The organism is Apilactobacillus kunkeei (assembly GCF_001421115.1).
GTDB lineage: Bacteria > Bacillota > Bacilli > Lactobacillales > Lactobacillaceae > Apilactobacillus > Apilactobacillus kunkeei_F.
This window is the reverse complement of record NZ_JXCW01000001.1, coordinates 1-22,630: the sequence shown is the minus strand read 5'-3', so window position 1 is coordinate 22,630 and position 22,630 is coordinate 1. Positions and strand designations below refer to the sequence as shown.

Below are 22,630 nucleotides of genomic sequence, written 5' to 3'. Positions count from 1 at the left end.
CAAATGGACAAAATAAAAAAGAACCCAGTAGTTGGGTCCTTTTTTGAATGTTATTTTTCAACGTATGCTTTGCTGAAGTTCCATTCCAAACCGGTAGCAGAGTGAGTAACGTTTTTGATGTTAGTCTTAACAACTTGTGGTTCTGAGCTTTGGTAGAATGGTACGGCACCTTGATCGTTCATAAGAATCTTTTCGGCCTTAACCATGTCATCCCAACGTTTTGCTGAGTTGTTGGCATCTGTAGTTGATGCAGCATTTACATACTTGTCGTATTCAGCATTCTTCCATCTTGCAAAGTTGTATGGGTAGGTACTTGTTAGCAATTGTAGGAATGAAATTGGGTCTGGATAAGTGGTACTCCAACCAGTAACTGTGGCGTCGTAATCGTAAGCAATTTGTCTGCTCAAACGAGCCTTAGTTGGAATATTAGTAGCGGTCACCTTCAAACCAGGTAGTTGACTAAATGCTGAACTTTGTAGGAATTCAGTGATTGATTTACCTTCAGAAGTATCATCGAACAAAATGTTGAATGTAAGTGACTTCTTACCAATTTCTTTCATCCCTTTGTTCCAGTAGTATAGTGCCTTCTTCTTGTTGTAGGTAGCAGCATCCTTAACGTAAGCAGCATCCGCAAAATCAACACCGTTTCTACTCATCATTCCAGTTGAAACTAATCCTTTAGCTGGGAATGATCCATCACCCATTACGTCGTTTACAAATTGATCTCTGTTAACCACCATTGATAGTGCTTTTCTTATGTTGACGTTCTTAAATGCAGGGATTCTGTCTTCATTAAATTCTAGGTAGTTGTTACGTGCACTGGCTAATTGATGGAATTCAGGAGTGCCCTTGTAATGTTTAACTTGTTCCTTATCAGCTAACATCATTTCATCCAATTGGCCTGATTGGTATTCGTTGTATGCAGTGTTAGCATCCTTTTCAACGTTAATCTTAATCTTTTCTAGTTTAGTACTCTTGGCATCCCAGTAATTGCTGTTCTTTTCTAGCATCCAAGTATCGTTCGTTCCGGTCCAGCCGGTAACCTTAAATGGTCCATCGTAAATTTGATTTTCTGAGTTAGTTCCATACTTACTACCCTTTGATTCAACAAACGATTGTTTTTGAGGTAGGAAATCAGTACCAGCCACTAGGTACTTAAAGTATGGTTGTGGGTTAGATAGTTTAAATACTACCGTCTTGTCGTTTGGTGCTGAAACACCTAACTTCTTGTATGACATTTGACCCTTACTTACAGCTTCGTAATTTACGATATGATCGAAATCATATGTATTTTGTGCGGCAGTTTTAGGGTTAACTGTGCGTTGGATTCCGTAAACGAAATCGTTGGCAGTTACCTTACTACCATCACTCCATTTAGCGTTATCTCTTAAATGGAATGTGTATGTCTTACCATCTTTTGAAACATCGTAACTTTTAGCTATTCCGTTCTCTAATTTACCTTTGTCACCGTAGGTTAATAAACCTTGTTCCGCATTTAACGCTGTGTTTGATGTTTCCGCATCAACAATCTTTGATGGGTCTAAAGTGGTAATTTCTGCTGATGCCATCCAATTAATTGGCTTGGTAGTTCCGTTATTGGATGTTTCACTTGCTGAGTTAGACTTACCACAGGCGGCTAATCCAATAGCCATCATAATCATGGTTGATCCGATAATCATTTTGTTTTTCTTCATAAAATTCATCCCCTAGTCTAAAATTCTTTTCTTCCGCTTACATACACTTCTTTATCTGTTTGTTGGACTGCTTTGATGTCTTCCATTGGGTTGTCATCAATGATTATGAAATCCGCATATTTATCTTTCTCGATTGAGCCGTATTCATCATCAATTTTCATTAACTCGGCGGCCTTATAAGAAGTTCTGTACGCTTCAAATTCACTCATTCCGATGCGTTCAACCATCATCTCTAATTCCTTAGGAGTGGTCATATCAAAGTAGTTATAAGGTGTTCCTGCATCAGTACCTAATGCGATATTGACGCCGTTTTGATACGCCTTTTTGACATTGGTATATGCATCGTCCATTGCGTTAGCCATCTTTTGGTGTTCCCACTTAGGTAATGTTTCCTTACCCTTCTCGGTTACAGATGCTGCGGCGATAATGGTTGGAACAATATATGTGCCACGTTCTTTCATCATTGCGATTTCTTCATCGTCAACGTAAAAACCGTGTTCGATAGAATCTACACCAGCTTCAATGGCGTTTCTGATTCCTGGATTACCTTCAGCGTGAGCTGCGACAATCTTATGTTTGTTATGTGCTTCGTAAACGGCAACCTTCATTTCATCAATTGTTAATTGAGCTTCATCCATGAAGTCACCAGGCGACATGACACCTCCAGATGCCATGATCTTGATGCAATCAGCACCAGCTTTTAATCCTTCACGAATCTTCTTTCTCATTTCATCTGGAGAATCAACAACGTTTCCGCCGTTAGCATAATCACCATGTCCACCAGTCATTGTGTAAGCCTTTCCTGAGGCCATTACGTGTGGAACATTATCGATTTTGCCTTCGGTAATTAAACGTTTGATTGGAATATCAATTCCGTATCTAGCACCGCATTGTCTGACGTATGTACATCCAGATTTTAAGAATGCTCGTAATGCTTTGATGGCATCGACTGTGGTTTCTACAACGTCCTTATCACCTCCAGTGCTAATGTTAGGATCACTGGTGATGTGAGTGTGGGCATTGATTAAACCCGGAGCGACAAACTTATGATTTACATCAATTACTTCGTCGTCTGCTGCTGGCGAAATTTCTTGAGCAATTTCAGTAATCTTTCCTGTCTTTACATCGACTGCAAAACTAAAATCTTTAAAGACATCTTCGTGGACTCCATCAAAGATGTTGGCGTTCTTAAAAATTTTTCTATGCATATAAATCTCTCCCAACTTTTTAACAAACAACTAAAAAAACGCCCCTCAGCCAATCGGCCAAGGGACGTTTGTAACGTGGTACCACCCAGATTCAAAATATTTTCACAAATATTTTCTCGCTCGTACTACACAAATTAATGCTTCATACGCGGTACGATAATGGGTACAACCATTTCACCTGGAAAAGTGAACTTATACAATCAAGTCTTTCAATCAGTAGTCGCAATGCCCTTTCAGCAACGACACTCGCTTAATACGGCTAAAGATCTAATTACCTTCATCAAAAATGTTTTATTAGTTATTTGTTTTTTATTTATTTAACATTTCAAATACTAGACTTTGAGTTCAAAAAGGTCAATGATTTTCTAACCATTTTGCCATTTATGTTTTCGATACTAACATTAGATAAAATAACAATAGCTACACAGCAGCGTTCAACACTCTCATTTAATTCTAATAAAAAGGTCCGCTATAAAAATAGCGAACCCATTATTCTGAATATTTAGTTACCTTTTTACGTGAATATCTAGCGATTAATTCTGATCCTAGAATAATTACCACACACGTGATTTTACAAATGATGAACAATAATCCATACGAAGTGGCATCAATAATGATTCCACCAACCAATGGTCCAATTGCCTTACCAATTGCGGCCCAGGCATTAGTTAATCCTTGGTACTTACCCTTTACTTCAACCGGCGTTAACTCGTTGACCAACGCAGGAATTGAAGGAATTACGGATGCTTCTCCCAATGTTAGAACAATCATCGAGATGACGAATCCGGTATAGGTATGGGTAAAGATTAATGTGAAGAATGACAAACCGATAAATAAAATTCCAAAGTAAATTTGGAAGTATAGGCTGTCGTGTTTTTGCGCAATCCAGTTAATCAATAGTTGAAATACTACCAACAAGAATGCGTTTAATGTCCACAATAGACTGTACATTGATAGCGGAATGCCTGATCCGGTAATGTATACCGACATGTTGGATACCCATTGTTCATAAACAATCCAAATGATGGCTAGTGTTACGAAGAATGTGGTGACGATAATCCAGTTTGGACGTGGTAACTTCACCTTTGTCTTCTTCATGGAATCACGTTTGATTGGATAAATCGAACCCTCTTTGTGATAGGTCAAGATGGCGCTAATGCCGTAAATAATCAATATGGCAGTGGTCAATATGAAGACATAGCCAATTCCGATTGGATAGATAAAGCCAACCGCAATCGTGCCAAATACCACTCCAACGTTTTGCGCTAGGTATAACATATTGAAAATAAAACGACCGGATTTCATTTTAACGGTAGTCCCTAAGGAATTAATCATTGTTAGGTTCCAACCGGTTGTAAAGCCAAATAATACCAATCCAATTGGATAGTATGGCCATCCATTAAAGAAAATTAATCCAAACGATATCAACACGGAAGTAATAATTCCCATTATCGTCAAAATATAGCGATTATGGCGGTCAAATAGTTTCCCCGATATATAATTACCCAAAACATTAGAACTTGAGTATAGGAACAAAATTATGCCGACCTCGGTCAGTGACTTACCCAATGCATCATGCATGTAGACGGTCGTAAGCGGCCAAACCGTACTTACCGCAATGTTATTGATTAATGATCCTAAGAATAACCAGTGCAGTTTAATTTCATTCATTCTCTCACCCCCCGAATTTTGACAAAAAAATCCTTAGCAAACGCTAAGGATTTAGTTTTAATTAACCCTCATCATCTGGATTGTATGCGATAGATGAGAATTTATTATGTGATTTGATAAATAGTAACTTAACAGTTCCACGAGGACCTGAACGGTTCTTTTCGATAATTACTTCAACTTCACCTACGTCGTTGTTTTCTTCTACTTCTGATTCTTCTTCATCATCGTCGCCGTCTTCTCTTTCGTAATAATCATCACGGTATAGAAAGGCAACGATATCGGCATCTTGTTCGATTGATCCAGATTCACGAATATCAGATAGAACCGGACGCTTGTCTTGTCGTTGTTCAACTCCACGAGACAATTGGGATAGCGCAATAACTGGAACACCCAGTTCCTTAGCAATCTTCTTCAATTGACGTGAAATGTATGAAACTTCTTGTTGACGGTTTTCTTGGCTGCCACCATCAACTAGTTGCAAGTAATCGACCACGATTAGACCAAGGTTGTTAGTATCTTTGGCCAAACGTCTTGATTTGGCACGAATTTCGGAAATCTTAGTTCCGGCAGTGTCATCGATGTAGATGCTGGCATTGGATAGACTACCCATTGCCATGTAGACGCTTTGCCATTCTTCACCAGTCAATTGACCAGTTCTCAAGTGGTTGGCATCAATACTACCTTCGGCACAAATCATACGACTAACTAGTGATTCAGCACTCATTTCCAAACTGAAAATAGCAACGGCTTTTCCAGACTTGGTACCCACGTTTTGCGCTAAGTTTAAGGCAAACGCAGTCTTACCAACGGCTGGACGAGCGGCTAGAATTACTAATTCATCATCATGCAAACCAGTTGTCATTTTATCTAAGGCTGGAAAACCAGTCGACAAACCGGTAACAGTTGATTTTTGTTGAGCTAATTCTTGAATACTGTCTAGGGATTGTCCTAAAACATCCCCAATGAACTTGAAACCATTACTGTTTCTATCTTCTGAAACGTTTAGAATTGAACGTTCAGCGTTATCCAATAGTTCATCAATGTTTCCGTTGTTGTTATAACTTTCGGTCACAATATCAGTTGCGGTCTTGATAAGACGTCTAGCAACTGCCTTTTGATGAACGTTTTTGGCATAGTAAACGGCGTTAGCAGCGGTTGGTGTGGTGGTTGCTAATTCAGCTAAGTAAGCCACACCACCAGCATCTTCTAGATTATGGCCACCTTCAAGTTCAGTTCTTAAAGTCGACGCATCAATTGGTTCATCCTTGTCACCCAAGGTCTCCATAGCGGCGAAAATCAACTGATGAGCATGTCGATAAAAATCATCAGAGGTAATAAATTCTTGGGTTTCTGCTAATTTTTCATTGTCTAATAGGACAGCACCCAAGACGGCTTTTTCACCATCTAAATCTTGTGGTGGTGTTTGACCATTCATATACTCGTTACTCATACTACCCCTCGATTTCCTTTAAGATTATTTTTCACTTACATGAACTCTGATTGTAGCAGTAACTTGCTTGTGTAATTTAACTGGAACGTTAGTGTAACCTAAGGTTCTAATTGGTTCACCCAATTCAATCTTACGCTTATCAATCTTTAATCCATGTTGTTTTTGCATTTCTGCAACGATTTGTTTTGAGGATACTGATCCGAATAAACGGCCGTCAGCACCAACTTTAGCAGATAATTCAACGACTGTCTTATCATCTTCTAGTTTTGCCTTTAAGTCTTTTGCTTCTTGTAATTCAGCTGCAGCTTCTTTGGCTTCGGCGTGTTTTTCACCTTGAAGTTGGCTTAATGCTGAGTTGGTTGCTTCTTTAGCTTTACCTTGTTTAATTAAGAAGTTTTGTGCATATCCGTCGGAAACGTTCTTGATTTCTCCACGTTTACCTTTACCGCGAACATCTTCTAAAAATATAACTTTCATTCAAATCACTCCTCTTAATGTCTTTATATTATTATAAACTCTCTGGGTGTTTTTTTAAATGAATGAATTAATTGTCTTCTGATTCCTCAGGAGCTTCTTCGTTCTTTACTTCATTGATGGAATCCAAAAGCATTTGTTCCACTTCTTCAATTGTCTTGTCGGCAATTTGGGTAGCACCACTTGATAAGTGACCACCACCACCTAGTTCTTCCATTACTCTTTGCACGTTGACTTCACCATTACTTCTTGCAGAAATACCGATTAAATCATCTGGACGATGAGAGATAACGTAGGAAGCTTCAACGCCTGACATGTTTAGCATTGAATCAGCAGCTTGTGCGGCAGTGACAGGATCGTAGACCTTGTCTTCTTCACCGGCTACATACATCATGTTTTCGTGACCTTCAACGACCTTGGCCATTGAAATTAGGTGCATTCTTGCCATGTAGGCATCAGGATTTTCGCGCATGAATTGTTGCATTTCTTCTGAGTCAGCACCTGCTGAACGTAGGTATGATGCAGCATCAAACGTTCTAGTTCCTGTACGTAAAGTGAATTGTTTAGTATCAACAAAGATACCTGTCAACATTGCTGTTGCTTCTAGTTTGCTTACTGGTTCGGCATCTTGTGATTGATATTCAAACATTTCGGTAATCAATTCACAGGTTGATGAAGCGTATGGTTCGATGTAGACCAAGACTGGGTTTTCAGGGAATTCTTCACCACGTCTATGGTGGTCAATAATCATAACCTTACTTTCCAATCTATTGTATAGGTCTTCAGACACACTCATTGATGGTTTAGAGTGATCAACCATGATTAAAAGGCTGTTGTCGTCAGCTAATTGTAGAGCTTCTTCTGGTGTGATAATGTCAGAAGCTAGGGTTTCGTCTTCCTTGGTCTTGTCGATTAAACGTTGTACATCAGAGTGGAAAGTTCCATCTGGAATAACAACGTAGCAGTGCTTGTTGTTCATCTTAGCTAAACGATGAATCCCAAGGCAGGCACCAATTGAATCCATATCTGGTTGGCTGTGACCTTGAACAAAGATAGTATCTGCTTCTTTGAATAGTTCTTGTAATGCTTGAGAAATCATACGAGCACGAACTCTGGTACGTTTTTCCATTGGGTTGGTCTTACCACCATAGAAACGTGCTTCGTGATCTTTGGCCTTCACAACAACTTGGTCTCCCCCACGACCTAAAGCTAGGTCCAAATCACTTTGGGCTTGTTCAGATAGGTCGTTTAGGTTGTCTTCACCATAAGCAATCCCGATACTCAAGGTAACTGGGTAGTTTTGCTTAGATGTAGATTCACGGATTTCGTCTAGGATGCTGAACTTGTCATCTTCGATATCCTTTAAAACCTTTGAGTAGGCCATCATGATGTAGTGATCTTCATCCACTTGTTTGATGAAGAAACCAAATTTTTGCGCCCAAATAGTCAATTCGTTGGTAACGTAGTTATTTAGGTTTGAGATTTCTTGGTCGGTCATTGATTGAGTAATTTCATCATAGTTATCCAAGAAAACTTGACCAACAGCGATTTTTTCGTCGTTGTAGTCTTTTTCGATTTGGTAGTACTTAGTAATATCCATCATGTAGATGGTGCGATATTCCTTTTGAATCAACATTGTAAAGTAATGGTCTTCCCACTTTACGGTTGCGTAGTCCGGATTATCCCAATTATTTTCTAGAATGTCGGATAATTCTTCATTTACTTCTTCTACAGTCTTACCAAGTAAATCTTGATCACCAAAATAAGGAGTCAAATATGGGTTTACCCATTCAATCACTCCTGTTTCACTAATCATTAATACACCGACTGGCATTTCCAAAAGTGTTTCTTGTTCACCACGGTGCATACGGTATGAAAGGTCTGAGATGTAATTATCGGTGCTGACACTTAGATCGTTCATTTTCTTAAAGATGTAAGATAACAATGAACATACGAATACTAAGAAAAGGACACCGGATTTCCAATCATATAGGAAAGATACAACCAAACCAAAGATTGATAATACGGTTAATGCTAACGCAATCCATCTAAGAACCTGGTTCTTTAAAAATGGAGGTAGGTTAGTTAGCGAGAACAATTTTTTCATTGTAACTCCTCTTTTTTTATTTTTTTATATCTTTATTTTATCACATTAGGTGATTATTCAAAAAAAGGAGCTACAAACATTATTTGTATCCCCTTCATATCGGTATTTTTGAGCATAAAAAAACTGAGACCGATAAAAATCAATCCCAGTTAAAAAGTTATTTTTAGTCTTCTGAAACGAATGGCATTAAGCCCATGATACGTGCACGCTTGATAGCAAGAGTTAACTTACGTTGGTTCTTTGCGCTAGTACCAGTAACACGACGTGGTAAAATCTTACCTCTTTCAGATACGAAACGACTTAATAGGTTAGTATCTTTGTAATCGATGTATTCGATGTGGTTTGCGGCGATGAAGTCAACCTTACGGCGACGACGGCCACCTCTTCTTTGTTGAGCCATTAAATTTCCCTCCTCTTTTATTTACACATTAAAATGGTAAATCATCATCGGAAATATCAATTTGATCACCAGAGTTAGCGAATGGATCCGCTGAGTTGTTGCCACCATTATTTGATGGGGCATTGTTTGATGAATCAAATGGATTGTTATTTCCTGCATTTGCTTGAGGAGCATTGTTGCCGGCGTTGTTGTTACCTTGATTACTTGAACGAGGTTCTAGTAATGCAAAGTTTTCTACAACTACTTCAGTAACATATACTCTTTGGCCTTGTTGATTTTCGTAATTTCTTGTTTGAATACGTCCATCAATACCAACCAAAGCACCCTTGTGGGTGAAGTTAGCAAAGTTTTCAGCGGATTTACGCCAGATAACACAGTTGATAAAATCTGCTTCTCTTTCACCTTGTTGGTTAGTAAAACTACGATCAACAGCTAAAGTGAAGTTACCTACGGCTGAACCGCTTGGAGTGTATCGCAAATCAACATCCCGTGTTAATCTACCAGTTAAAGTTGTACGATTAATCATGCTGAAAATTACTCCTCTCTTTTTTAAAACGTTTAAATTCTAAATTATCTTCTTACAGTCATTTGACGTAGAATGTCATCACTGAATTTTGATTGACGGTCGAATTCGTCTAGAGCAGTCTTTTCTGCAGTAGTTAGGTTAACGATGTGGTATACACCTTCGTTGTAACCGGCGATTTCGTAAGCGAAACGACGCTTTGACCAGTCTTTTGAATCAATAATCTTAGCACCATTGTCAGTTAGAACCTTGTCGAACTTAGCAACTAAGTCGTTCTTAGCTCCTTCTTCCATATCTGGACGAATGATGTAAGTAATTTCATATTTGTGTTCTTCCATGAATTACACCTCCTTGTGGACTTTAGACCCAACCTCTTGGGTTGAGTAAGGAGTACGAGTTATTTATAACCAATACTCACGTTCAATAAGTTTAACATTAAAAAATAAAATATTCAATACAAAAAACGGGATTGTTTTTCTGCGATACATTTATATATACGCAAAGAAACTTTCCCGTTATTTTTAAAAGTTATTAATAGTAAATAGTTGTGATCCACGAATTGTTAGGATGTATCCTAAACCGGCTTGGTTAAAGGCAACACCTTCGAATTCTAGGTTAGTCTTGAACTTGGTTGTTCTAACATCCCTTGGACGTAATTTGTTTAGCTTATTTACTGGAACTGATGAAATAACACCGTCAGAAACTAGGTATAAACGATTACTTGCTGGGTTGTAACCCATTCCTTGAGTTTGGAAACCTTGACCGTTTGCTAGCCCTTGCTTGATAGCACGGAAGGTAACGTGGTTTTTCTTAACTTGTCCCTTGAAGATAACGATTCTACCAGCTGATTTTCCTTGCATACGATATTTAACGTATGTGTAGAAGTTTCCGTTGTTATCGATTGCTAATTCGTTGTTGATTGAATATGAGCGACTGAACTTGAACTTAATTTGCTTAACTGGTTTTAAAGTAGTTGGACTAACTTCAACCAATGAAGGTGCTCTTGAAACAACGTCCATCTTTACATACCATAACATGTTAGTCTTTGGGTTCAATGCTAGTGATTGACCGTGACCGGCATCAAACTTAGGACCAAACTTAATTGCTGACATAATTTGTGGGTCACGATTTCTAACACCCATTCTTAGCGCAGCCATGTTATTGGTATCAACACCTAGACTTTGAAGTTTCCATAAATCATATCTAACAATAGTAGTTTTAGCCTCTGGGTACATTACGTAAGCGTATTGTCCAGATCTAGAAATAGCGACACTTTGTGGATTGCCAAGATCACCACTCCAGTTATATGAGACTGGTAGATAAAAACTGGTTCTGGCGTTACGACGGAAGTTTCCGCCCTTAGCAAACATAGTGTAAGGATTAGTTTGGTAAGTAGATTTTTCGTAGTATCCCGCACTTGAACCGTAGCTGTACTTAGGAATATATGCATAATTTCCGTTTTTTACGAAGTGTGTTGCATAGCCACCCTTCAAAGCATATCCCTTTTGATGGTATGTCTTAACGCTAGCGTTGGCGTTAACCCCCATAGTAATCAATAGGAATAATGAAAAGACAAATAATATTGCCTTCAAATTTCTCTTAAAATTCATTAGAATATCCCCTCAAATTTTGTATGATTTAATTCTATCATCAATTTAATAAAGTTTTAATTAAGAATTTATTAAATTATTAGACTATTAGTTCAATTAATCTGATCTGCATGTTCCTCTACATACAAATCATCTTGTTTGATGTTTCGAACAAATTGGGAAATACTCAATACGGTGTAGACGATTAGAATCAATCCACTAATCATCATAATGAAACTACCGCGTGGGAACATGTCGTATAACCATGTATATACCAAGGTCCCAAATGGCATGATGGCATACCCAACCGTATAAAGTGTGGAACTAACTCTACCTAAGATGTTATGTTCAACGGTGCTTTGAAGACGAATTTCAATCGCCAAGTCAAAGATGGCAAATGATAATTCCATCAATAATGACAATAGCATCCCGATTACCGAAACAATCATTTGATTCTTGGTAACGGTGAATAGGAACCCTAATCCGACTAAACTGATGCCGACTAGAATCATGGTCGACATAATCTTAATCCCGAAATGATTTTGTTGTCTTAATCGACTGGTGATTAAACTCCCGGTTAGATAGCCAATTGAATACCCAGTTTCCGTCCAAATTACGACCGAATTGGGCAAACCTAATTGGTTAATGATGATGAATGGGCTCCCGGTGACGACAGCCGTGTAGAAGAAGTTAACCACGATTTCCGCCACAATACTGTCACGAATAAACGGGCGTTTTTTAACGTATTGAATTGTTTGTTTAAACTGTTGTCTTTGCGATACGCGTTCTTGTTTTTCAGCTTTAAACTCGTAGAAATGAAGCGACATCATAATTAACATTGCCACCAAAGTGGCCAGGATTTCCAAAGCAATTAGTCCCTCGACACTAATTAAAGCATACAGCGTAATCCCTAAGACGGGCGATAATATTCTAGAAGCCGACGCCACGGCGGTGGTGAGCGAAGTCAGTTTGGCCACATCCGACATTCTTACTAACTGGCGAATTGACGCTGAGTACGCTGTGTTTCTCAGGTTCACTAAAATAGAATCAATCGCAATGAAGATTGCGACTGGAATCAATAATGATCCTCCATGGAAAAATGGTAGTGCTAACGCTAATGCAAGAAAACCAATCATCCTTAAGACATAGCCCCAAAAGATAATGCGCTTATGATTATGGGTATCGACGAAGTTTCCAATCGGAATAAACGTCAATAAACTAATCAATGGACCGACGGCAATGTTCATCCCAAAGCTCAATGGAGAATGAGTGGCATGCAATAGCATGAAACTAATTCCGTACTGAAAGATTCCGTAACTAAAGGCCCCCAACCCATTACTAGTCAGTGACTTAATAATTTGTTGGTTGGATTGACTCTGCGTTAGTTGATTTTGTTTTTCCATTTGCTCACCCCCGTTTTTTTAAAGTGTATTAAGGCCTAATTATAGATTTATTGATTAACAACCACAATAAAAAAGCTTTCATCATAGGATTTTTACGTCCTACATGAAAGCTTTTTTGTTTGACGATTATTCTTCGTCGTTGTTATTTGTTTCGTCAGTTGATTCTGCGTTGTATGAACTTACTTCAGCAGTTTGTTCTTCAGCATCATCTTCTGTTTCGTCTTCTTTTTGAACACGGGCAACAGTTGATACTCTAGAATCTTCATCAATCTTGATTAAGTGAACCCCTAGAGTAGCACGACCGGTTTGTGAAACGTCAGAAATACTAAATCTGATCATAACACCCTTGTCAGTGACAAGCATGATATCTTCATCACCGGCAACAGTAGTCAATCCAGCTAATGGACCGTTCTTTTCAGTCACGTTAACTGTCTTGATACCCTTACCACCACGGCCTTTGATTTGGTATTCGGAAGCAGGAGTTTGCTTACCGTAACCATTTTCAGAGATAACGAAGACGTTGTCGTTTGGATCTAATACATCCCCACCAACTACGTAATCATTTTCTCTTAGACGGATACCACGAACCCCGGTAGCAGAACGTCCCATTGAACGAACGTCTGAAACCTTGAAGCTGACACAGTAACCTAAGTGAGTACCAATAATAATGTTTTGGTCTTCAGATACTGTTGATACACGCATCAATTCGTCTTCATCCTTCAAGTGAATAGCCTTTAAACCATTACTTCTGATGTTTTGGAATTCATCGATTGGTGTACGTTTTACAGTTCCCTTTAGGGTTGTGAAGAATAAGAATCTACCGTCGTTACTTTCGTTATCATCAACCGGAATAACAGCTTGAATCTTTTCATCTGTATCAATTCCTAATAGGTTGATGATTGGAATACCCTTAGCGGAACGACCGTATTCAGGGATTTCGTAACCCTTCATTCTGTAAACCTTACCTAGGTTGGTAAAGAATAGTAATGAATGGTGGGTAGTAGTTGATAGTAAGTGTTCGATGAAGTCATCATCGTGGACACCCATTCCTTGCACACCACGACCACCACGGTTTTGGCTCTTGAATTCTGAAGTAGCAGTACGCTTGATGTAACCGTTGTGAGTCAATGTAATCATGATATCTTCTTCAGCGATTAAATCTTCGTCTTCGATACTTAGAACTTCACCAACACGTAGTTCAGTCTTTCTTTCGTCACCGTATTTTTCTTGGATTTCTAGTAATTCTTGATAGATTAGTTCATTAATCTTTTCACGACTACCTAGAATTTCCTTGTAACGTTCGATGTCTTTTAATAGTTCGGCATGTTCGCTAACAATCTTGTCGCGTTCCAAACCAGTCAAACGAACAAGACGCATGTCCAAGATAGCTTGGGATTGCTTATCAGTTAGTGAGAATTCACTCATCAATTGATCCTTGGCGATTGCTGAGGTTTGTGATTCACGGATGATTGTAATAACACGGTCAATGTTATCCAAAGCAACGATTAAACCGGCTAAGATGTGCGCACGGTTTTCAGCTTTGGCTAATTCGTATTCAGTACGACGTTTGATAACGTTAACTTGGTGTTCCAAGTATTCATTTAAGATTTCTTTCAAACTTAAAATCTTTGGAGTACCTTCAACGATAGCTAGCATGTTAAAACTAAAGCTAGTTTGCATTAATGTTAGCTTGTATAGGTTGTTTAGAACAACTTGAGCAGATGCATCACGTCTAACATCAATCACGATTCTCATACCATCACGGTCAGATTCATCATTGATATCTGTAATTCCATCTAGTCGTTTGTCACGAACAAGGTTGGCGATGTGTTCGATTAACTTCGCCTTGTTAACCATGTATGGAATTTCAGTAGCGATAATGCGTTGCTTACCACTCTTTTGTTCTTCGATTTCAGTCTTGGCACGTAGCACGATGCTACCCTTACCAGATTCGTAAGCTCTTCTAATTCCAGACTTACCTAAAACGACACCACCAGTTGGGAAGTCAGGTCCAGGTAATGCTTCCATCAAGTCAGCAGTAGTAGCTTCTGGATTGTTCATTAAGATATGAATTGCTGAGATTACTTCGCTTAAATTGTGAGGAGGAATGTTTGTAGCCATCCCAACGGCAATTCCGGAAGCACCATTAACAAGTAGGTTAGGGAAACGAGAAGGTAATACTTCTGGTTCTCTTTCACTACCATCGAAGTTATCTTGGAAATCGACAGTATCCTTGTTGATGTCTCTTAGCATTTCCATCCCAATTTTACTTAGTTTTGCTTCGGTATAACGCATGGCAGCGGCACCGTCACCATCGACAGAACCGAAGTTACCATGTCCATTAACCAATGGATATCTGTAACTAAATGTTTGGGCCATTCTAACCATTGATCCATAAACTGCAGCGTCACCATGGGGGTGATACTTACCAAGAGTATCCCCTACGATTCTGGCAGACTTACGGAATGGTTTGTCAGGAGTTAAACCAAGTTCACGCATATCATATAGAATTCTTCTGTGAACTGGTTTCATTCCGTCTCGAACATCAGGAAGGGCACGCGCAACGATAACACTCATTGCGTAGTCCAAGAATGATGTTTTCATTTTTTCAGATAAGTCAACGTTTTCAATACGATGGCTTGATAAATCTTCATTATTGGCCAATGTTTTTACCTCCAATTCATGGTCGTTACATTAAAATGTTTCACATGAAACATTCATGTTAAATGTCTAAGTTTTCAACGAATGTGGCGTTTTCTTCAATGAATTTACGACGTGGTTCTACCTTGTTACCCATCAACATGTCAAAGATTTCAGCAGCTTGTGCAGCATCCTTTGCTTCAACTCTTTGTAGACGACGGTTGTCTGGGTTCATAGTAGTATCCCAAAGTTGTTCGGCATCCATTTCACCAAGACCCTTGTAACGAGAGATGCTAGGTTTTGGAGATGCAGGCAATTGAGCCTTCCATTGTTCCAATTCATCATCATTTGCAATGTATCTAATCATCTTACCTTGTTGTAAACGATACAAAGGTGGTTGAGCGATGTAGACATATCCAGCGTCGATTAATGGACGCATGTAGTTGTAAATCAATGTCAATAGAAGTGTTTGAATGTGGGCACCATCGACATCGGCATCGGTCATGATAATTAGTTTGTGGTAATGAACCTTTTCAATATCAAAGTCATTACCGAAACCAGTACCCATTGCTGTAAACATTGATCTGATTTCTTCATTGGCTAAAATCTTGTCCATTGTTGCCTTTTGAACGTTCAAAATCTTACCTCTAATTGGCAAGATGGCTTGGGTCAAACGGGAACGACCTTGCTTAGCAGATCCACCCGCTGAGTCCCCTTCGACAATGAATAATTCAGAGATTTCAGGGTCACGACTAGTATTGTTGGCTAACTTACCAGGTAAGTTAGAAATTTCTAGTCCTGATTTCTTTCTGGTAACTTCACGCGCACGCTTAGCAGCGGCACGAACACGAGAAGCTAATGCACCCTTTTCAACAATTTGCTTACCCAATGTTGGGTTTTCAAATAAGAACTTAGCAAAATGTTCTGAGAAGATGTGATCAGTAGCAGTTCTTGCGTCTGAGTTACCTAACTTAGTCTTAGTTTGTCCTTCGAATTGTGGGTCCGGATGCTTAACAGAAATAACGGCTGTTAGACCTTCACGAACGTCAGGACCAGTTAAGTTATCGTCTTTTTCTTTTAGTAGGTTGTTCTTACGAGCGTAATCGTTGATAACACGAGTTAATGCACGTTTGAAACCTTCTTCGTGAGTACCACCTTCGATGGTGTGAATGTTGTTGGTAAATGTTCTCATTTCACTGTGGTAGTCATCAGTGTATTGAAGTGCAACTTCAACTGAAATGTCATTTTCCATTCCTTCAACATAGATTGGTTCTTCGAATAATGGTGTCTTTTCACTATCGATGTATTCAACGTAGTGCTTGATACCACCTTCGTAGTGGAATTCTTCGTATGTTGGTTCTTCTGGACGATTGTCACGAAGTGAAATCTTTAGTCCCTTGTTTAAGAAAGCAAGTTCTCTAATTCTTTCGGTTAAAGTTTTGATGTTGTAAGTGGTTGTTTCAGTAAAGATATCTGGATCTGGAAGGAAGTGAACCTTAGTACCGTGGTTATCTGGATCATCATCACCAACGAATTTCATCTTGGTGTTAACGTGACCACGCTTGAAGTCCATGTAGTACTTCTTACCATCACGAGTTACGGTTACGTCTAGTTCAGTTGATAACGCATTAACAACTGATGCCCCAACCCCGTGAAGACCACCAGAAACCTTGTATCCGCCACCACCGAACTTACCTCCGGCATGCAAGATAGTAAATACTGTTTCTAGGGCTGGCTTTCCAGTTTTTTCTTGGATATCAGTAGGAATCCCACGTCCATTATCGACGATTGTAATACTGTTATCTTTTTCAACAGTTACGTGAATGGTATCAGCGAAACCAGCTAGGGCTTCATCAATCCCATTATCAATAATTTCCCATACCAAATGGTGGAGACCTTGAACACTGGTTGATCCAATGTACATACCTGGACGTTTACGTACCGCTTCTAGACCTTCTAGAACTTGAATTTGGCTGGCATTATATTCGTCAGCTTTTCTTCTTTGTTCTTCTTTTTCATTTTCAGTCAACTTTATTCCTCCCCTAATTCAGACTATTCTTCTACGACTTGCCCACTTGAAATATTGAACACCTTTGGATCAGATATTAAGTCGCGAGCAATTCCGCTTAGACTCGTAGTCGTCAAAAACGTTTGCACTTTATCTTGAATTGACTTTAGTAAATGAGTCTGACGATTATCGTCTAACTCGGATAAAACATCATCCAATAATAGGATTGGATATTCGTTCGTTTCTTCCTTCATCAAATCAATTTCGGCTAACTTAACCGAAAGTGCGGATGTTCTTTGTTGGCCCTGTGAGCCGAACGTCGAAACATCTTTTCCGTTGATAATAAACTGTAAATCATCACGATGCGGACCATATAACGTATTACCCTGCCTAATTTCTTTGTCCTTGTTTTCGTCAAACAATTCCTTTAGACCGGTGTAAATGTCGTTTTCATTGGTCTGCTGTTTTTTCTTTAATGCACAAACATATTTAAACTTCAATTCTTCTTTGCCTTGAGAAATTTCGGCATGGATATTTGCTGCCCATCCCTGCAACTTCTTCAATAATTCCAAACGTTGAAAAATTAACTTGGCACCATAAGCTGCTAATTGATCAGATAAGACATCTAGATAAAGCTTATCCGAAGCCTCTTTTAGCTGTAACTGCTTTAGGTAATTATTTCGTTGTTTTAGAATCTTTCTGTATTGAGAATTATTGTATAAATACTGGCTGCTCATTTGACCAAATTCCATGTCCATGAAGCGACGACGAACCGTTGGCGATCCCTTAACGATGGATAAGTCCTCCGGAGCAAACAAAATTACGTTTAGTTCACCCACGTAGGAGGATAGCTTGGCCTGTTCGAGTTGATTTACTTTTGCACGTTTGCCTTTCTTTCCCAAATCGATTTCCAATTTGGTGGTGCCAAGTTCTTTTTCAATCTCGCCATAGACCTGCGCATTTTCATTTTCCCAATTGATCAAGTCGCGATTGTTATTGGTACGATGACTACGCGTTAATGCCAAAACATAGATTGCTTCTAGCATGTTGGTCTTTCCCTGGGCATTGTTACCCAATAAGACGTTAATTGAAGGTGAGAACTGCACCTCTACATCGCTATAATTACGAAAATTACGTAATTTGAGTTCTCTTAATTTCATAAATAAAGCCTACTTTTTGCGAATAAAAAACAAACCAACATCAATAACTTCAACGTTATCCCCGTCGTATAATTTCTTACCACGACGATCTTCAGGTTCGTCGTTTAGTTTCACTGCATGGTCCTTTAAATACCACTTAGCTTGACCACCGGAAGATACGATATCTTCTTCCTTCAACAACTGACCTAATGTTATATATTCGGTATCGATGAAAACATTCTTTTTCAAAACTTCACCCACCTTTTCCTATGTATTATTATACCCTTTTGGACGTCAAAAGTATAGTTTATAAGCTGATTTTCGCCTTTCTAAGCAATTATATAAATGTGCTTACTAGTTTGTTAAATCCATGCCAAAATCGCTCATATCCTAAAAAAATCACTTTAAACGCAAAAAGAACCCCTTAGATAACTTTCTAAGGGGTCTTATTTTATAAATATTTAATTTCTTTAGATGTATGGGTAAATGGTTCGCATCCATCTTCGGTTACGTAAACGCAATCTTCGATACGGACACCAGCGAATCCTGGAACGTAAATTCCGGGTTCGATTGAGAAACACATTCCTGGTTTTAGAACCATCTTGTTTCCTTCCATGATTGATGGGAATTCGTGTTCAGACATCCCCATTCCGTGGCCTAGACGGTGAATGAAGTATTTACCATATCCCGCCTTTTCGATAATGTCTCTTGCGACCCTATCAACTTCTTCGGCTGTTACACCGGGTTTAACGAAAACCATCGCAGCTAATTGAGCTTCTAGACAGACATCGTAGATTTCTTTTTGTTTGTCGCTAATTTCACCAACGGCAACAGTTCTGGTGGCATCTGAGATGTATCCATCATGCACTGTTCCTAGATCAAATAGCACCATTTCATTTTCTTTTACTAAATTATCGGAGGTTGCACCATGTGGTTCAGCAGCATGTGCCCCTGCTTGAACTAAGGTATCAAAACTCATTTCCATGACACCCTTTTGTTTTAGTGCGTATTCCAATTCAGCGACGACTGATTTTTCAGACTTCCCTGCTTTTAGTGCTGCGAATCCTTTTTCAAAAGCAAAGTCGGCTTCTTTACCCGCTTCCTTTAACTTTTCGATTTCGTCTGGAGTCTTAATCAAACGCATTGTGTTCAAGTAATCAGTGACGTCAGTTTCAAAAGTTACATCTTGCAACTCTCTGTGTAAATTTTCTAGACGAGCAACTGTTAGACTTTCTTTTTCAATTCCTGCTGATTTTGGTGTTGCCACTCTTTGTTGGATATGAGCAGCAATCTTTTGCCATGGATTTTCATGATCTAAGTATCCATAAACATCATATGGAAAACCAGTATCTTTAATTGCTTCTACTTCCAATGCGGGTGCAAACATAAACGGATCCTTTTCAGGAAATACGATTAATGCTAATACCCTCTCTACCGGATCACTATAAAACCCAGTTAAGTATTGAATTGTTTTCGGATCACTTAGATATGTGAAATCTAATCCGTTGTTGTAGGTCCAGTCCTGGATTGACTTTATCTTAGACATGCAAACCCCTCCTTTTAATATATCTTAGACTAAAATGACAAAATTTCAAACAATTATTAATTTGTAAATTAAAAAAACGCGGCCCTTTATTAGACGGGGGTCGCGTTTTATTAGATGAATTATTAAAATCCCTAGAAAGTACGTACTGGGGTGATTAATTCGATAAAGTTTTCAGCATCTTCAGAAGGAACAAGGGTGAATGGACGTAATGATGATGTGAATGCCACATTAATCATTGAGTGTCCAAAGGCACGTAGGGCGTCCTTCATGTAATCAGGGTTGAAGGAAATTTCTAAGTCATTTCCGGCAACTTCCTTGCTTTCAACTTCTTCTTCAACGTTACCAACGTCTGGAGAGTTACCAGAGATGGTTACTTGTTTAACATTTGCTTTGATAGTTAGCTTAACAACGTTGTTTCTTGATTCGTGAGATAGAAGAGAAGCTCTTTCAATCGCACCAAGTAGTTCGTAAGCATCGAATTGAACGTTAGTTTCTGAATCTTTTGGAATCAATCTAGAAGTATCAGGGTATGTTCCTTCAAGAAGTCTTGAGTAGAAGTAAGTGTTGCCAATAGTGAATAACACTTGGTTTTCGGTGATCTTCATCTTAACGTTTTCAGTATCGTCTGAGATCATCTTTGATAGTTCTGAAAGACTGCTACCAGGAATGATAACGTCGTATTCACCTTGGTTATCTGGTAGGGCAACTTTACGTTGACTTAGACGGTGTGAATCAGTTGCGACAGCAAATAAAGTACCGTCCTTTAGCACAAAGTGAACACCAGTTAGGATAGGGCGACTTTCTTGGTTTGATACGGCGATAACAGTTTGGTTAATGATTTCCTTGAACACGTCACCAGATAGTGAAATTTCATTATCGTTTTCGATTTCAGGTAAGTGAGGGTAATCAGCAGCATCTAAACCATTGATAGTGAATGATGAAGTTCCTGAAGTGATTTCAGTTTGGAAACCATTTGCAACAGAAAGTGTCATTTTATCACTAGGTAATTTCTTAACGATTCCACTGAAGAATCTAGCAGGTAAAACGATGGAACCTTCTTCTTCGATGATTAGTTCGTTGTCTGCATCGTTTCTATCAATAACAGTTTCGATAGAAACATCAGCATTGCTACCAGTTAAGATCAAACCTTCGTTTGATGCACTTAACTTTAGACCAGTCAAAATAGGAATAGTGGTTTTTGATGAAATTGCTCTTGAAACCATGTTTATTCCTTGAATGAATGCTGATCTTTTGATTGAAAATTTCATTTTGAAAGTCTCCTCGCATGTATTATTTAATATTAATTAATATATATAGTTAAAACAGTAGTAGTAGGGCCTGTGTATACTGTGGAAAACTCGACTTGTTCTTACGGTGACAAAGTTTTTCACATGTGGATAACCTGTGGATAAGTTACCACGTTTTTCCACACCCTTATCTCTCTAATGTTTCCTTTAGTTCTTTGATTTGTTCTTTGATTGTTGAATCTGATTGAACTGCATCGGCAATTTTATCGTAAGCATGGATAACAGTTGTGTGATCCTTACCGCCAAAGGCGTTACCAATCTTTGGAAGAGAACTATTAGTTAAGGTACGGCTTAAATACATCGCTATTTGACGAGGGATAACGATTGTTTTGACACGTTTTTTCCCTTTTAAATCGTCTATAGAAACGTTGTAGTAATTTGAAACTGATTTAATGATGTTTTCAACCGTAATTTCAGGTTTGGAATCACCATTGTTAAGGCCACGTAGGGCTTCTGAAACTAAGTCAGTTGTAATTGGAACCTTTTTGAAGTTAGCAAATGCATGTACACGAGATAGTGCACCTTCTAGTTCACGAACGTTTGAATCAAATTGACCAGCTATGTAATTAAGCGTATCTGGGGGAACTTGAATTCCGTCTGCTTCTGCTTTCGCACGCAAGATAGCAATTCTTGTTTCTAAGTCTGGAGGGGTAATATCTACCGGAAGTCCCCAGGCGAATCGAGAAACCAAACGATCTTGCAACTTGGCAATTTCTTTTGGTAAACGATCAGAAGTTAAAACAATTTGCTTTTTATTTTCATACAAGTCATTGAATGTATGGAAGAATTCTTCTTGAGTTCCGTCCTTATCAGCGAAGAACTGAACATCATCAACTAGCAGTGCATCAACGTTTCTGTATTCTTGTCTGAATGCTTCGGTTTCATTATTTTGAATCGCATTAATGAAATCGTTGGTGAATGACTCACTAGTTACATACATAATGTTTGCACTTGGATTGTCTTCTAGAATTTTGTTACCAATTGCGTGCATCAAGTGGGTTTTACCTAATCCGACACCTCCGTACAAAAGAAGTGGGTTATACATTTTTCCTGGATCTTCGGAAACAACTAGCGCCGCTGCATGCGCCATTTGATTACCTTTACCGATAACGAAGGATTCAAATGTATAGTTAGGATTTAAATGACTGTTTTGTAGGAATTCATTGTTGTTTGCGCTGCTTGAATTCTCTTTAACAGAATCATCTTTCTTATCTGAACTACCAAGTTCACCTTCTACAACGAATTTTGGAACGATATCTCTTTTAGTTATTTGGTATGAATACTCTACTAAAGAGTCTTCTAACTTATCTTCCCAATAATCACGATGGAGAGGAGATGGAAGTTCAAGCGTTAGCTCATTTCCGACTAAGCTAATGGGATTAACTGTATCAATCCAGGTTGAATAAGTTGTAGTGGAGTAATTTTTTTCAAAAGCTTCACTGATTGCTTCCCATAATGAGTCTTTATCCAT

The 22,630-nt window shown here is 38.7% G+C and carries 18 protein-coding genes; all 18 read right to left on the bottom strand.

Annotation, left to right across the window (positions count from 1 at the left end; all coding sequences use genetic code 11):
* Positions 1 to 50 precede the first annotated feature (50 nt).
* Complete coding sequence (locus tag RZ55_RS00090; protein WP_057175400.1) at positions 51 to 1,694, bottom strand: peptide ABC transporter substrate-binding protein; 1,644 nt, start codon at positions 1,692 to 1,694, stop codon at positions 51 to 53.
* Between the two features lie 17 nt (positions 1,695 to 1,711).
* Complete coding sequence (locus tag RZ55_RS00085; protein ID WP_057175399.1) at positions 1,712 to 2,902, bottom strand: metal-dependent hydrolase family protein; 1,191 nt, start codon at positions 2,900 to 2,902, stop codon at positions 1,712 to 1,714.
* Positions 2,903 to 3,391: 489 nt separating this feature from the next.
* On the bottom strand, positions 3,392 to 4,573 hold the full coding sequence (locus RZ55_RS00080; protein WP_057175398.1) for an MDR family MFS transporter: 1,182 nt from the start codon (positions 4,571 to 4,573) through the stop codon (positions 3,392 to 3,394).
* A 61-nt stretch (positions 4,574 to 4,634) separates the two neighbouring features.
* Complete coding sequence (gene dnaB, locus RZ55_RS00075; protein ID WP_034530644.1) at positions 4,635 to 6,023, bottom strand: replicative DNA helicase; 1,389 nt, start codon at positions 6,021 to 6,023, stop codon at positions 4,635 to 4,637.
* 24 nt (positions 6,024 to 6,047) lie between these two features.
* Entirely contained in the window at positions 6,048 to 6,500 is a 453-nt protein-coding gene (gene rplI, locus RZ55_RS00070; protein WP_034530642.1) for a 50S ribosomal protein L9, read from the bottom strand.
* A gap of 67 nt (positions 6,501 to 6,567) precedes the next feature.
* Positions 6,568 to 8,604, bottom strand: a complete 2,037-nt coding sequence (locus RZ55_RS00065) for a DHH family phosphoesterase (RefSeq protein ID WP_080695498.1) — start codon at positions 8,602 to 8,604, stop codon at positions 6,568 to 6,570.
* 163 nt (positions 8,605 to 8,767) lie between these two features.
* Entirely contained in the window at positions 8,768 to 9,004 is a 237-nt protein-coding gene (rpsR, locus tag RZ55_RS00060; RefSeq protein WP_034530639.1) for a 30S ribosomal protein S18, read from the bottom strand.
* 28 nt (positions 9,005 to 9,032) lie between these two features.
* The gene (ssb, locus tag RZ55_RS00055; protein WP_034533769.1) at positions 9,033 to 9,530 is read right to left on the bottom strand and encodes a single-stranded DNA-binding protein; all 498 of its coding nucleotides are present in this window, start codon (positions 9,528 to 9,530) and stop codon (positions 9,033 to 9,035) included.
* Between the two features lie 44 nt (positions 9,531 to 9,574).
* Complete coding sequence (gene rpsF, locus RZ55_RS00050; RefSeq protein ID WP_034533768.1) at positions 9,575 to 9,865, bottom strand: 30S ribosomal protein S6; 291 nt, start codon at positions 9,863 to 9,865, stop codon at positions 9,575 to 9,577.
* A gap of 183 nt (positions 9,866 to 10,048) precedes the next feature.
* Positions 10,049 to 11,137 (bottom strand): hypothetical protein, encoded by a 1,089-nt coding sequence (locus RZ55_RS00045; RefSeq protein WP_057175397.1) that lies wholly within the window; start codon positions 11,135 to 11,137, stop codon positions 10,049 to 10,051.
* A gap of 92 nt (positions 11,138 to 11,229) precedes the next feature.
* Entirely contained in the window at positions 11,230 to 12,519 is a 1,290-nt protein-coding gene (locus RZ55_RS00040) for an MFS transporter (RefSeq protein WP_057175396.1), read from the bottom strand.
* Positions 12,520 to 12,645: 126 nt separating this feature from the next.
* Positions 12,646 to 15,123 carry a DNA gyrase subunit A gene (gyrA, locus tag RZ55_RS00035; RefSeq protein ID WP_206742854.1) on the bottom strand — a complete coding sequence of 826 codons (2,478 nt, stop codon included), beginning with the start codon at positions 15,121 to 15,123 and terminating at the stop codon, positions 12,646 to 12,648.
* Between the two features lie 118 nt (positions 15,124 to 15,241).
* The gene (gene gyrB / locus RZ55_RS00030) at positions 15,242 to 17,188 is read right to left on the bottom strand and encodes a DNA topoisomerase (ATP-hydrolyzing) subunit B (RefSeq protein WP_034533762.1); all 1,947 of its coding nucleotides are present in this window, start codon (positions 17,186 to 17,188) and stop codon (positions 15,242 to 15,244) included.
* Positions 17,189 to 17,211: 23 nt separating this feature from the next.
* Positions 17,212 to 18,327: a DNA replication/repair protein RecF gene (recF, locus tag RZ55_RS00025; RefSeq protein WP_054482548.1), complete on the bottom strand. Its 1,116-nt coding sequence runs from the start codon at positions 18,325 to 18,327 to the stop codon at positions 17,212 to 17,214.
* A gap of 9 nt (positions 18,328 to 18,336) precedes the next feature.
* Positions 18,337 to 18,555 (bottom strand): S4 domain-containing protein YaaA, encoded by a 219-nt coding sequence (gene yaaA / locus RZ55_RS00020; RefSeq protein WP_171819640.1) that lies wholly within the window; start codon positions 18,553 to 18,555, stop codon positions 18,337 to 18,339.
* A gap of 202 nt (positions 18,556 to 18,757) precedes the next feature.
* Positions 18,758 to 19,852 carry a M24 family metallopeptidase gene (locus RZ55_RS00015; RefSeq protein WP_053792266.1) on the bottom strand — a complete coding sequence of 365 codons (1,095 nt, stop codon included), beginning with the start codon at positions 19,850 to 19,852 and terminating at the stop codon, positions 18,758 to 18,760.
* Between the two features lie 131 nt (positions 19,853 to 19,983).
* The gene (dnaN, locus tag RZ55_RS00010; RefSeq protein WP_053792265.1) at positions 19,984 to 21,120 is read right to left on the bottom strand and encodes a DNA polymerase III subunit beta; all 1,137 of its coding nucleotides are present in this window, start codon (positions 21,118 to 21,120) and stop codon (positions 19,984 to 19,986) included.
* 166 nt (positions 21,121 to 21,286) lie between these two features.
* Positions 21,287 to 22,630 carry a chromosomal replication initiator protein DnaA gene (gene dnaA / locus RZ55_RS00005; RefSeq protein WP_053792264.1) on the bottom strand — a complete coding sequence of 448 codons (1,344 nt, stop codon included), beginning with the start codon at positions 22,628 to 22,630 and terminating at the stop codon, positions 21,287 to 21,289.